Below are 12,943 nucleotides of genomic sequence, written 5' to 3'. Positions count from 1 at the left end.
TGCCGCAGCGCGGGCGGGCTGACGTCCTCAGGGCTTGCAGCCGTACTGGCCTTTTTTCACATTTTCAAAGTAGCTGAGGTCCCCACGGCATGTGGGCTTGGCTGCCGGCAGTGCCGTCCCGGACTTGGCGGCACAGGTGAAGGCGCCTGTCTTGGCGTTGTACTTGCCAGACAGCTTCCAGGGTTTTTCGCACACGTCACCCGGCTTGGCAGGTGCTACCGCTTTGGCAGCGCCGGTGACGGTGATGTCGACTGCGCGCTCGGGGCCGCCGCAGTTGGGGTGGTTTTGCACATTTTTGCCGCCCAGGGTCACGTGGTAGGAGCCGGGTTTGTCATAGGTGCGCGTCACGACCAGCGGCACCGGGGTGCTCACATCGCTAACTGCGTCTTTGAACGTGCCGTCACCAAAGCCGACTACAAAGCCACAGTAGTTGGCGTTGATCACATCGATATTGGCGGTGATGGTGACCGGCTCACCGACTTTCACCGTGGTGCTGGATGCCGTGATGGTCCCCAGCACCTGGGCGTGGACCGCACCCGCCAACAAAGCGGCGACCAGCAGGGTGGCATTGGGCATGCGTGTTGTCATGGGATGTCTCTCCGTTGTGTCGTGCCGCCGCTCCAAGCGTGGCAGCGGACCACGCAGAGCCATTGTGCGCCGTTGGCAAGCACACAACACAAGGCACACCCTGATCTGCCGCAATAAAGCAGCAATGTGTGAACTTTGCCGCGGGGGGGGGCGCCCCCAAGAGCGGGCTGACTAGCGCCCTTCAGCCACCGCGGCTTCGAGCGCATCCACAAACATGGCGGGCACGTCAAAACCGGTTTGGTCGCTGATCTCCTGGAAGCAGGTCGGGCTGGTGACGTTGATCTCGGTGAGCGAATCGCCAATCACGTCCAGCCCCACCAGCAGCAAGCCGCGTGTGGCCAGGATAGGCCCCAGCGCTTCGGCAATGCGGCGGTCACTATCGCTGAGCGGCTGGGCTACGCCCTTGCCACCGGCCGCGAGGTTGCCGCGCACCTCGCCGCCCTGCGGAATGCGGGCCAGGCAGTAGGGCACCGGTTTGCCGCCAATCACCAGCACGCGCTTGTCGCCGTCCTTGATGGCGGGCAGGAACTTCTGCACCATGATGGTTTCAGCGCCGTCCTTGTTCAGCGTCTCGATGATGCCGCCCAGGTTCAGGCCGTCGTCCTTCACGCGGAAGATGCCCATGCCGCCCATGCCGTCCAGCGGCTTCAAGATGATGTCGCGGTGCTCGGCGTGGAAGGCTCGCACCGCGGCCGGGTCGCGCGTGACCAGCGTAGGGCCGATGAACTCGGGGAACTCCAGAATCGCCAACTTCTCGGGGTGGTCGCGCAGGGCGCGTGGCTTGTTGAACACTTTGGCGCCTTCCCGCTCAGCCTGCTCAAGCAAGTGGGTGGCGTAAAAGAATTCGCTGTCAAACGGCGGATCCTTACGCATGACGATGGCGTCAAGGTCCTTCAGCGCGACGGTGGCGGGTTCGGCCTCGGTAAACCATGCGTCTGCCTGCCCGGTGAGTGTGATGCGACGCACGGCGGCCTGCACCACGCCACCGCGTTGCCAGACCAGGTGCTTGGGTTCGCAGGCGATGATGCGGTGACCGCGCTTCTGCGCCTCGCGCATCATGGAGAAGGTGGTGTCCTTGTAGGTCTTGAAGGATTCCAGCGGGTCGGCAACAAACAGAATGTCCATGGGGTTCTTTCTCGGTCAGGGGCCGCTCAAGTAACAGCGGGCTTGCGGCCGTAGTGTTGCACCAAAAGCGCAACGCCACCTGCGACCACTCCCCAAAAGGCTGAGCCGACTCCGGCTATTACGACCCCGCTGAGCGTGACCAGAAAAGTGATGAGCGCGGCTTCGCGGTGGGTCTCGTCCTTGAGCGCAGCGGCCAGCGCACCACCAATGGTGCCCAAGAGCGCCAGCCCCGCAATGGCGGCCACCAGCTCTTTGGGAAACGCGGTGAGCACGCCGGTGATGGCCGCGCCAAACAGGCCGATGACGATATAGATGGCACCGCACGAAGCCGCCGCCGTGTAGCGCCGCGCCGGGTTGCTGTGGGCCTCAGGGCCCATGCAGATGGCGGCGGTGATGGCGCTGAGGTTGAGCGCGAATGCCCCAAACGGCGCCAGCACCAGCGTGACCAGCCCCGTGAGGGTGATGACCTTGGAGATGGGGATGCCAGCGTCGCCGCCCTCTTGGCGGCGGTCGGCGTAGCCTGCGGATTGGATGGCGGCCACACCGGGCAGGTTTTGCGAGGCCATGGTCACCACGAACAGGGGCAGCGACATGCTGATGAATGCCGCCAAGGAGAAAGTGGGCGTAACCCAGACCGGCATTGTCAAGCCAAACTGGATCTCAGGCCCCGTGAATTCTGCGCGAGCAGCTACGAAAACAATAGCAACCAACAAGGTCAGCGGCACCGCATAGCGCGGCACCAGGCGCTTGCCGAGCAGGTAGGTCAGCAGCATCAGCACCACCAAAGGCAGCGCCGTCTGGGCAGCCGCAAAGCCCGACAGACCAAAGCGCGCCAGCACCCCGGCCAGCAAGGCAGAGGCCAGCGCCAGCGGAATACGGTTCATCACACGCTCAAACCAACCCGTGGCGCCCGCGAGGGTGATGAGCACGGCACACAGGATGAAAGCGCCCACGCCCTCCGCCATGCCAAAACCACCGGCCGTGGCGGCGGTGGCCAGAACCGCCGCACCCGGCGTGCTCCAGGCCACCATGACCGGCTTGCGCAACCAGAGCGATGGGACCAGGGAGCACAGACCCATGCCAATGCCCAGCGCCCACATCCACGACGCCACCATGGCCGGTGTGGCGCCCAGCGCCAGTGCGGCCTGGAACACGATGGCCACCGAACTGGTGAAGCCCACCAACACAGCCACAAAACCAGCGGTGAAGGCCGAGAGACTCAGGTCTTTGAAAAATCGCATGACAGCCAGAATGAAGTGGGGCCGCTGCGCGGCCCCGAGAGATTTAGATTTCGATCTTGGAGCCTAGCTCCACCACCGAGTTGTTCGGCAGGTTGAGGAAGTCCGCCGCCGCACTGGCATTGTGGTGCATTTGCGCGAATAGTTTCTCGCGCCAGGGCGCCATGCCCTCACCCAGCGTGGGAACCACGGTGTCGCGCGACAGGAAATAGCTGGTGCTCATGGCGTCCAGGTCGCAACCACGGCCCTTGATCTGTTCCAGCGCCTTGGGCACATCTGGGTCATTTTTGAAACCGTAGTTAATCACTACCTGCCAACAATCATGGCCCAGCGAGTCGATCTGCAAGCGTTTGTCCAGCCCGATCCAGGGTACCTCGTGGTTCTTCACCGTGACAAACAGGTTGCTGGTGTGCAGCACCTTGTTATGTTTGAGGTTGTGCAGCAGCGCGTTGGGCACGGTGCCCATCTCGGAGGTCAGGAACACCGCCGTGCCCTCGACGCGCGCAGGCGGGCTTACAAACACCGCCTCCAGGAAGCTGGGCAAGTCCAAAGCATCGGCACGCAGTTTGTCATTGAGCAGCCGGCGGCCGTCCTTCCAGGTCATCATGAGCGTGAACACCGCACCTCCGATGGCCAACGGGAACCAACCGCCGTCAAACAGCTTGAGCAGGTTGGATGCCCAGAACGCAAAGTCAACGATGAAGAAAAAGCCGGTCGCCACTATACAGAGCCACAGCGGGTACTTCCAGCCGTGGCGGATGACGTAGAAGGTGAGGATGGTGGTGATCAGCATGTCGGTACACACGGCAATGCCGTAGGCCGCCGCCAGGTTGCTGGATGACTTGAACATCACCACCGCCAACACAATGGCCACGAACAGGCCCCAGTTCACAAAGGGCATGTAAATCTGGCCGGTGTCTTTGACACTGGTGTGCTCAATTTGCAGGCGTGGCAGGTAGCCTAGTTGAATGACCTGTTTGGTGACCGAAAAGGCCCCGGAGATCAGTGCTTGCGAGGCAATCACGGTGGCCATGGTGGCCAGGCCCACCAAAGGCAGCAGGGCCCAATCGGGCGCCATCATGTAGAAAGGGTTTTTGACGGCGGCGGGATTGGCCAGCAGCAGCGCGCCTTGGCCAAAGTAGTTGATCACCAGTGCTGGCATTACCACCGAAAACCAGGCCAGGCGCACTGGTTTTTTGCCAAAGTGCCCGAGGTCGGCGTACAGCGCCTCGGCGCCCGTGACACACAGCACCACAGCCCCCAGGATGATGAAGGTTGTGCCGGGGTTGTTCCACATAAAACCCAGCGCATAGTGCGGGCTGATGGCCCACAAGATCTCCGGGTGGTCCACGATGTGGCTCACGCCCAGCAGCGCAAGCGCCGCGAACCACACGACGGTGATGGGGCCAAAAAATCTGCCAATCCCCGCAGTACCCCGCTTTTGTACTGCAAACAGACCAAACAGGATGACCAGGGTGATGGGAATCACATAGCGCTTGAAGGCGGGCGAAATGACTTCCAGACCTTCGACGGCCGAGAGCACCGAAATGGCAGGGGTGATGACCCCGTCCCCGTAAAACAGGCAGGTGCCGAAGATGCCGATGATGAGCAACACGCGACGCAGCTCGGGCCGGTCTTTCACCGACTGCGAGGCCAGCGCCAACATGGCAACCAGGCCACCTTCGCCATGGTTGTCGGCCCGTAACACCAGTACCACATACTTGATGGAGACGATGACCGTGAGGGTCCAGAAGAAGATCGACAGGATGCCGTAGACGTTGTCGGGGGTGAAAGGCACGTGACCGGAGCCAAACACTTCTTTCATGGCGTACAGCACGCTGGTGCCAATGTCGCCGTACACAACGCCGATGGCGCCCAGGGTGAGCGCCGCAAGAGACGATTTTGATGCTGACACGAGATCACCCGGCGCGCAGGAGCCGCCGGGTTCCATTCCTGAAGGGATCGCTATTTTGCTCCTGGCGCCTCAGCCTGCAAGCTCCAAATCTGCAAATTACGCGGAATTTGAAGCCGTGTTGCAGCGCAGCAACTTGGTGCCCCTATTGGGTTGACGCGCCTCAGTCGTAGCGTTCTGCGTCGGGGTCGGTCGCTTCAAGCTCATAGCTGCCGGCCAGCATGGCCAAGCGGCCAATCACGCCATACATGTAGAAGCGGTTGGGGGCGCTTGCACCCGGGCGCACACCAGGCTGAGGTAAGTGCGTACTCTCGGCAAACGCCAGTGGCACGTAGGCGGAACCAGGCGCACTGAGGTTTTCGTCTTCGCCACGCTCAGCGTGCATGCGGTAGAAGCCCCCCACCACATACCGGTCCATCAGGTAGACCACAGGCTCAGCCACCGCGTCGTTCACGCGCTCGTTGGTCAACACACCTTCTTGCAGAATCAGCTCCAGCGGTGCCGGTGCGGCGTCCAGACCCGCGCCCATCTTGCGCAGCTTGGCCTCCAGGTCCTTGGTGTCGCGCACCGAGAGAATGGCGTTGCCACTGGTGCGATTGTCGGCCTTGATGACCACAAAGGGCCGCTCCTTGATGCCGTATTCCTTGTACTTCTTCTTGACCTTGGTGAGCATGGCGTCCACGCGCTGCACCAGGGCATCAATACCCGCTGGTGTGACCAAGTCCACCACCCCGTACTTGTCAAACATGGGGTTGATGAGCCAAGGGTCCACACCAATGAGCTTGCCAAAACGCTTGGCCACTTCTTCGTAAGCCTTGAAGTGCGTGCTCTTGCGCCGTGTGGTCCAGCTGGCGTGCAGAGGCGGCAACAGGTACTGCTCGTGCACCTCTTCCAGAATGCCGGGCACACCGGCACGCAGGTCGTTGTTGAGCAAAATGGTGCAGGGGTCAAAATCTTTGACTCCCAAGCGCCCTTTGGTGCGGATGACCGGCTCCAGCGTGATGGACTCCCCACCCGGCAGCTCGATGGTGGTGCTTTTCTTGATCTCGGGGCTGATGGAGCCAATGCGCACATTCAGCCCAGCCATGTGGAAGATGCGGCGCATCTGGGCGAGATTACTCAGGTGGAAGGTACCGCGCGCATGGTTCTCGGGCACGATCAGCAGGTTGCGGGCCTCAGGGCAGATCTTCTCAATCGCTGCCTGCGCGGCCTGCACCGCCAAGGGCAGCATGGCGGGGGTCAGGTTGTTCCAGCCGCTGGGGTAAAAGTTGGTGTCCACCGGCGCCAACTTGAAGCCGGCGTTGCGCACATCGACTGCCGTGTAGAAGGGGGGGGTGTGCTCCATCCACTCCAGGCGAAACCAGCGTTCGATCGCGGGCATGGAGTCCAGAACCCGCTGTTCGAGTTCATTGATGGGGCCCGTGAGGGCGGTGACAAGATGCGGAACCATGCGGCGCTTTCTAAGAGAGATTTGCCATTCTAGGGGGCTCCATCAGGTGGAGAAGTTCCCACCGATTTCAAGCCCTCCTCCCTGCACCTCACCGCAAAAACGTCTTTTGCCCGCGCCCGTCAGGTGCGCACTTCACCTTCGCCCAGCACCACGTACTTGAGTGAAGTCAGCCCCTCAATGCCCACCGGGCCGCGGGCGTGGAATTTGTCGGTGCTAATGCCGATCTCAGCCCCCAGGCCATACTCAAACCCGTCGGCAAAGCGGGTGCTGGCATTCACCATCACGCTGGCCGAGTCCACCTCGCGCAAAAACTTCTGGGCGTGCACATGGTTGGTGGTGAGGATGGCGTCGGTGTGGTGGCTGCTGTACTGGTTGATGTGGGCAATCGCCTCGTCCACACCCGCCACCACTTTCACGCTGACGATGGGGGCAAGGTATTCCTCGTACCAGTCCTGCTCGGTGGCAGGCACTAGTTTTGCTCCTGAATCAGGAGCTGCTTGCGCAGTATCTACGGGGACCAGAGGCATATTTGCCTCCAAAATAGCCAGTGCTTCAGGGTCGCAGCGCATTTCCACGCCCTTGGCGGCATAGACGGCGCCGATCAATGGCAAAAACTGGGCCGCCGCGCCGCGCGCCACCAGCAGACCTTCGGTGGCATTGCAAGGGCTGTATTTGTTGGTCTTGGCGTTGTCGGCCACCTTGACCGCCATGGCGATGTCACAGGGGTCGTCCACATAGGTGTGGCAATTGCCATCCAGGTGCTTGATGACAGGCACCTTGGCATCGCGGCTAATGCGCTCGATGAGACTCTTGCCGCCGCGCGGAATGATCACGTCCACGAACTGCGGCATGGCAATCAACTGGCCCACCACCTCGCGGTCCGTGGTCTGCACCAGTTGCACCGCATCTGCGGGCAGGCCGGCCTCGACCAACGCTTGCTGCACCAGCCGGGCCAGCGCCTTGTTGGAGTCGATCGCCTCCGAGCCACCGCGCAGGATGCAGGCGTTGCCACTCTTGATCGACAGACTGGCCGCCTCGATGGTCACATTGGGGCGGCTCTCGAAAATCATGCCGAACACGCCGATGGGCACCCGCATTTGTCCCACGCGGATACCGCTGGGCTGCTGCTTCATGCCGATGATTTCACCAATCACGTCCGCCATCGCGGCCAGCTGCTCGCAGCCTTCAGCGCAGGTTTCCAGCACCTTGGGGGTGAGCTTGAGGCGATCCACCATAGGCGCGGCCAGGCCGTTGGCCACGGCGCGCTCAATGTCCTTGGCGTTGTCTACCTGCAAGGCTTGGGTGTTCTCGCGCAGTAGACGGGCCAGAGCACGAAGCGCTACGTTTTTAGTAGCTGCTGGCGCACGCGCCATCAGGGCCGATGCCACTTTTGCTTGAGAACCAAGGGCCAGGGTGTATTCAGTGGTGTTGGACGCGTTCATGACGGGATTTTCGCAGATCGCACCACCAAGGCTTGGGCACCATGCTGAAACACTTGCTTACAGGAATAGCCCGAACGGACTATTGAAGCCCCGGAAGTGCATCTCGAGAATAACGCAGCACATTTTTGGTGCGTTTTAAGGGAGATTCCATGAAAGCTTACAAAATCGTCGCGTCCTTCGTGGTCGCGCTGGCCAGCGCCGCTTCATTTGCGGCACCGAACATTTACAACAACTCCATCGCAGCGGGCACCGCAGCGTTCGACGCCACCGTGACCGGCGTCGGCGGCACGGTAAAAACCCAGAGCTTGACCGGCATCAGCGGTGGTACTTCGTGGTCCTTTGCCGACTTCACCATCACGTCGACCGCCGGCGACTACCGGAGTATCGACACCGGTTACCTGCCGTCTGGAAGCGCGATTGGAATTAACCCGTCCTACTCCGATTTCTCTGGCTCGGGCTTGACCTTCACCTTCGCCAACGCCATCAACGCCTTTGGTTTGGAAATCGGTGACTGGGCCACCTGCTGCGCACCTTCCTCTTTGTACATCGCCTTTGACGGCGGCTCCGTATTGAAGGTCGCTACTGCATTGACCGCTGGAGACAACCCAGGAGTTGTAGCTGGCGAAGGCTTCCTTAATTTCGTGGCAGGCATCGACACCAGCAAGACATTCAAAACCGTCACCTTCTACGGCGACGGCTACGGAGAATACCTGGTGGCTGGCGGCACCATTCGCTACTCTTCCTTGCCTATCGGCTCGGTGTCCCCCGTTCCCGAAGCTGAGACTTACGCCATGATGCTGGCCGGTCTGGGCTTGATGGGTGCCGTGGTACGCCGCCGCAAGGCCAAAGCTGCGTAAGCGCATTCGCCACTCACAACAACAAGGGAGCCTCGGCTCCCTAGTTTCATTGTGGACGCTCAACGGCAGGACTTGACCCGGCCGCAAGCCGTCTCAGTTGGGCCGCGAGGCCGGCAAAGTGGGTTTACCAGAACCAGCACACAGCGCACACAGCTGCAGTGCCAGCCGGTGCAAGGCCTGCCAACCGGTCGTGGGCCAGTCGGCTTGCTTGAGGCCTTTGACGATGCCGTCCACCAGATGGGCGGACTGCAGAAGTTCGGCCAGTTTGGATTCGGACAACTTGGGCAACACGCGCTCGAACAGGCGTTCTTTCACACCCCAGATGCGGTTCTCGCGCAGCGCCATGGGCAGCGGGCGGCCCTGGGCCATGGCGTCTTTCACGCGCTTCAAGGCGCGTATGTCTTCGGCCAGCGTGTAGTGCACCAGCACCTCGGCTTCGCCTTCGGCCTGCAGTCCGTCGAGCATGCGCTGCACGCGCTGGGCTTGACCGGCCAGCACAGCCTCGGACAGCTTGAACACGTCGTAGCGTGCCACATTGAGCACGGCGCTCTCCACCTGCTCGAAGGTCAGCACGCCACCATTGGCGTCGGCCGGATACAAGAGGCCTAGCTTCTGGATTTCCTGGTGTGCGGCCAGCAGGTTGCCTTCCACACGATCGGCAAAAAACTGCAGCGTGCGCTGGCCTTCTTCACCCGCCGCCACACGTTGGCCCTGGGCGCCCAGGCGCTGGGCAATCCATTGCGGCAGAGCGCCGCGCTCCACGGGGCTGACTTCGAGCGTGATGCCGTTCGCATCCAAGGCCGCAAACCAGGCCGTGGACTTGGTCATCTTGTCCAGGCGCGGCAGCAAAACGATGGTGAGCGTGGAGTCATTGCCCGGTGCACCTTCGGCCAGCTGCTGCAGGGCGACGCTGCCGTCTTTGCCGGGCTTGCCGCTGGGAATGCGGATCTCCACGATCTGCTTGTCTGCAAACAGGCTCAGCGAGCCGCCGGCCGCCAGCACCTCACTCCAGTCGAAATGGGCGCCAGCCACGGTGTGCGAAGTGCGTTCGGTGTAGCCATTGGCGCGGGCATGGGCGCGGATCGCATCCAGCGCCTCTTGTTGCAGCAGCGGCTCGTCGCCGTGCAGTGTGTACAGGCTTTTAAGCCCGCGCTGCAGGTGGTTGTGGAGTTGGTTGACCGCGACTTGCATGCCCTGAGTTTAGCCCGCGAGCCTGCTCAGCCCCCGCCCATCAGGCTGCAAGTTCCAGCGCCTGGGACTGCGGCGCCAGCACCGAGCACACCAACTCCGTGGCAGCTAGGGCGGTTTGACCGCCAAAGTCGCGCAAGGGGTTGTACTCGGTCAGCTCCAACGCTACAAAGCGCGGGTCGTGGCTACACCCCGTCAGCACCTGCAGGGCATCAGCGAGGCGTATGCCCTGCTCCACCGGCGTACCAGTACCCGGCGCGTCCCCGGGGTCCAAGCCATCCAGATCAAAACTGATGCCCCAACCGGCCGTACCGGCTTGCACGCGGGCTCGCGCCTCGTCAAAACAAGCCGCAAAACCGCGTTCCAGCACCTCGGGCATGAACATCACGCGCACACCCACGCTGTCGAGCAAGGCCTTTTCTGCTGGCTCGTAACTGCGCGCGCCGATGATGACCAGATGTTCAGGCTGCAGCTTGTGGCGCCAGCCAAACAGGTCCGTCAGGCCCGCCGACCCATAACCGAGCAGCGCTGCCACGGGCATGCCGTGCGGCGCCTGGCTGTCCGAGGTGTCGGGGGTGTGGGCGTCCAGATGGGCATCGATCCAAACCAGCCCCAAGGCGCCCCGGGGACGCAGGTGCTCAGCCACCGCACTCCAGGTGCCTACAGCGCAGGAATGGTCGCCGCCCAGCACCAAGGGCTGCTGGTTCTGACGCAGCACCTGCGCCACCGTGCTCGCCAGGCGCTCGGAAAAACCTTCGATGGCGTCCAGACGACTGGCCGCCAGCTTCGGCTGGGCAGTGACGGTCTCACCCCAGGTCACGGTACGACCCGTGGCAGCCAGTGCGTTGACGATGCCGTGCTCGCGCAAGGCGGCAGCACCCCACTTGCAACCGCCATCACTGGCGCCCTCGCCCACGGCGGCGCCGACCAGATGCAACACTGGCGCGCTCATGCAGCTTTGCGCAGAACGGGACGTGCGGCCATGGCGCAGGCGAACAGGTCCTTGGGGTCCGGCAGATCGGGCACCAGTTGCACGGTGCTACCCACACCGAGCTCTTGCGACAGGGCATGCACATAGCGCAGGGCGGACAGGTCTTCCAGCGCAAAGCCGACCGAATCAAACAGCGTGACCTGCGCAGCGTTGTCCCGCCCCACTGCCGTGCCAGCCAACACCTTCCACAAAGCGTGCGTCACAAAATCGGCCGGCATCTGTTGCAGCTCGCCCTCGATGCGGGTTTGAGGCTCGAACTCCACAAATACCTTGGCATGGTTCAGTATTTCGGCCTGCAGCTCGGTCTTGCCGGGGCAGTCGCCACCCACGGCGTTCAAGTGCATGCCAGGTTCAATCATGTCGGCCGTCAGGATGGTGGCATTGGTCTTGTCAGCGGTCACGGTGGTGACGATGTCGGCACCGCGCACCGCTTCGCGCGTAGACGTGCAGCGCACAATTGTCAGGGCGCCTGACTCGGTGTAGGGACGCAGGTTGGCGGCCAGCTTGTCGGTGGCCGCCGCATCCACATCGAACACGCGTAGCGTCGTGACACCCAGTTGGGTCATGAAGGCAATCGCCTGGAATTCGCTTTGGGAGCCATTGCCAATCAGGGCCATGGTCTTGCTATCAGGCCGAGCCAAGACCTTGGCTGCCATGGCGGAAGTAGCGGCCGTGCGCAACGCGGTGGTGATGGTCAGTTCGCTCAGCAACTCAGGGTAGCCAGTCGCCACATCGGCAAGCACGCCAAAGGCCATGACGGTGGACAGGCCCTGCAGCGGGTTCTTGGGATGGCCGTTGACATACTTGAAGGCGTAGAGCGCGCTGTCAGACACCGGCATGAGTTCGATCACACCATCACGGCTGTGGTTGGCGGTGCGCGGGGACTTGTCAAAGTCCTCCCAACGCAGAAAGTCTTCACGGATGGTCTGGGCCATCTCGGACATCATGGGCGCCAAGCCGTGCTGGCGCACCAGTTGCTGCATGTCATGGACGTCGATATAGCGGGTCATGCTCCTCTCCTCAGGTCGCCGACATCGCTGCGGAATCCGCAGCCCGGCATTCCAAGAAGTTTAGACAGAGGGTGGGCGCTGTAAGCGTCGAAGCACAGCAGGCTAAGCGCGCAAAGCGCCGAACCGGCGACCGAACGATTCCGTTTCGGAATCACCTATTGAAAATTAACCGTCCTCTCGGACCATGAGCGGAAATCCGGCAAATTCCTTGACGGTTTGCAGCTCGGTACTGGTGACCACCTTGTCGATGCCCAGCCCCACGTCGTCGATCCAGGTGTTGGTAAGGTCGCGGTAATGGGCCAGATCGCGGCAAGCCAGGCGCACCAGATAGTCAAACCGGCCGCTGACCAAATGGCAGGCAATCACCTCAGGGCAGGCCACCATGGCGGCTTCAAAGCGCTGCACGGTCGCCTGGCGCTGGTCCTTGAGTGCAATCTCGGCAAACACCGACACATGCTCACCCAATGCCTTGCGTGCCAGCAGCGCGCGGTAGCCAGCGATCAGGCCGTCGTCTTCAAGCTTGCGGATACGGTTGAGCGTAGCGCGGGCCGAAAGGTTGACCTCTTCGGACAGGGCCTGGGCGCTCATGCGCCCATCACGCTGCAGCAGCTCCAGCAGGGTTTGGTCCACGCGATCCAGCGCCATGCTCAATCCAGTGTCTGAACTGCGGCAATACGGCGCAGCAACTGCTGCACGATGTCGGACTGCATGTCGCGGTACAGCAGCGCTTCTTCAGCCTCCTTGGCCAACACAGCGGATTCGTTGAAGCTGATGTCGCGCTGCTGGATGATTTCGGTCTCATCAATCAGGTCGCGCCCCTGCGGCGTGCGCATGCGGAATTTGACACGGATGCGCAACTGGAATTCCCGCACCTGGCCCGAAGCATTCACACCGACCACGGTTTTCTCGCGCAGCTCTTGCAGGATGTCCACCACCACCTGGGGTGGCTGACCGCCCGCAGGCGGCACCAACGGGCGCACCGCACCACCCAGGTAACGCGCCAGTTCGGACGCCACCGCACCACCGCGCTCGGGCGTGACCGCAATGGTATCAAACGCAAAGGTCTGCTGGCCACGCAGCTTGAAGCCGCAACTGGCAAGCAGAGCCACTACGGGAAGGGCGAAGAAGTGGCGACGCTGCAT

12 protein-coding genes are annotated in these 12,943 nt (G+C 62.1%); 1 reads left to right on the top strand and 11 read right to left on the bottom strand.

The features are described 5' to 3' along the window. Positions 1–27: 27 nt before the first annotated feature. The 6 genes from CHU94_RS15680 to CHU94_RS15655 form a co-directional block, all read right to left on the bottom strand. Positions 28–588, bottom strand: coding sequence for a PKD domain-containing protein (locus tag CHU94_RS15680; RefSeq protein ID WP_141211477.1), 561 nt, complete (start codon positions 586–588; stop codon positions 28–30). Between the two features lie 171 nt (positions 589–759). Continuing rightward, positions 760–1,713, bottom strand: a complete 954-nt coding sequence (gene gshB, locus CHU94_RS15675) for a glutathione synthase (RefSeq protein ID WP_094481591.1) — start codon at positions 1,711–1,713, stop codon at positions 760–762. Positions 1,714–1,739: 26 nt separating this feature from the next. Next, positions 1,740–2,954: a benzoate/H(+) symporter BenE family transporter gene (locus CHU94_RS15670; protein WP_094481589.1), complete on the bottom strand. Its 1,215-nt coding sequence runs from the start codon at positions 2,952–2,954 to the stop codon at positions 1,740–1,742. A gap of 43 nt (positions 2,955–2,997) precedes the next feature. After that, on the bottom strand, positions 2,998–4,866 hold the full coding sequence (locus CHU94_RS15665) for a potassium transporter Kup (RefSeq protein WP_094482783.1): 1,869 nt from the start codon (positions 4,864–4,866) through the stop codon (positions 2,998–3,000). A 160-nt stretch (positions 4,867–5,026) separates the two neighbouring features. After that, positions 5,027–6,313 carry a glutamate--cysteine ligase gene (gene gshA / locus CHU94_RS15660; RefSeq protein ID WP_094481587.1) on the bottom strand — a complete coding sequence of 429 codons (1,287 nt, stop codon included), beginning with the start codon at positions 6,311–6,313 and terminating at the stop codon, positions 5,027–5,029. A 119-nt stretch (positions 6,314–6,432) separates the two neighbouring features. After that, positions 6,433–7,755, bottom strand: a complete 1,323-nt coding sequence (locus tag CHU94_RS15655; protein WP_094481585.1) for a glutamate-5-semialdehyde dehydrogenase — start codon at positions 7,753–7,755, stop codon at positions 6,433–6,435. 149 nt (positions 7,756–7,904) lie between these two features. Here CHU94_RS15655 and CHU94_RS15650 point away from each other — a divergent pair, with 149 nt between their 5' ends. Next, the gene (locus CHU94_RS15650; protein ID WP_094481583.1) at positions 7,905–8,612 is read left to right on the top strand and encodes a PEP-CTERM sorting domain-containing protein; all 708 of its coding nucleotides are present in this window, start codon (positions 7,905–7,907) and stop codon (positions 8,610–8,612) included. Positions 8,613–8,705: 93 nt separating this feature from the next. Here the strand turns inward: CHU94_RS15650 and holA are convergent, their stop codons facing one another. The 5 genes from holA to lptE all read right to left on the bottom strand — a co-directional run bounded on the left by holA (position 8,706) and on the right by lptE (position 12,943). Then, positions 8,706–9,803, bottom strand: coding sequence for a DNA polymerase III subunit delta (gene holA / locus CHU94_RS15645; RefSeq protein ID WP_094481581.1), 1,098 nt, complete (start codon positions 9,801–9,803; stop codon positions 8,706–8,708). A 40-nt stretch (positions 9,804–9,843) separates the two neighbouring features. After that, positions 9,844–10,752: an arginase gene (locus CHU94_RS15640; RefSeq protein WP_094481579.1), complete on the bottom strand. Its 909-nt coding sequence runs from the start codon at positions 10,750–10,752 to the stop codon at positions 9,844–9,846. Further along, on the bottom strand, positions 10,749–11,801 hold the full coding sequence (locus tag CHU94_RS15635; protein WP_094481577.1) for an ornithine cyclodeaminase: 1,053 nt from the start codon (positions 11,799–11,801) through the stop codon (positions 10,749–10,751). The genes CHU94_RS15640 and CHU94_RS15635 overlap by 4 nt, the downstream gene beginning before the upstream one ends. Positions 11,802–11,966: 165 nt before the next feature. Further along, positions 11,967–12,446: an Lrp/AsnC family transcriptional regulator gene (locus tag CHU94_RS15630; protein WP_094481575.1), complete on the bottom strand. Its 480-nt coding sequence runs from the start codon at positions 12,444–12,446 to the stop codon at positions 11,967–11,969. A gap of 2 nt (positions 12,447–12,448) precedes the next feature. Further along, the gene (gene lptE / locus CHU94_RS15625; protein WP_094481573.1) at positions 12,449–12,943 is read right to left on the bottom strand and encodes an LPS assembly lipoprotein LptE; all 495 of its coding nucleotides are present in this window, start codon (positions 12,941–12,943) and stop codon (positions 12,449–12,451) included.

Source organism: Rhodoferax sp. TH121, from assembly GCF_002251855.1.
Classification (GTDB): Bacteria; Pseudomonadota; Gammaproteobacteria; order Burkholderiales; family Burkholderiaceae_C; genus Allorhodoferax.
This window is presented reverse-complemented; position numbering and strand designations above follow the sequence as displayed.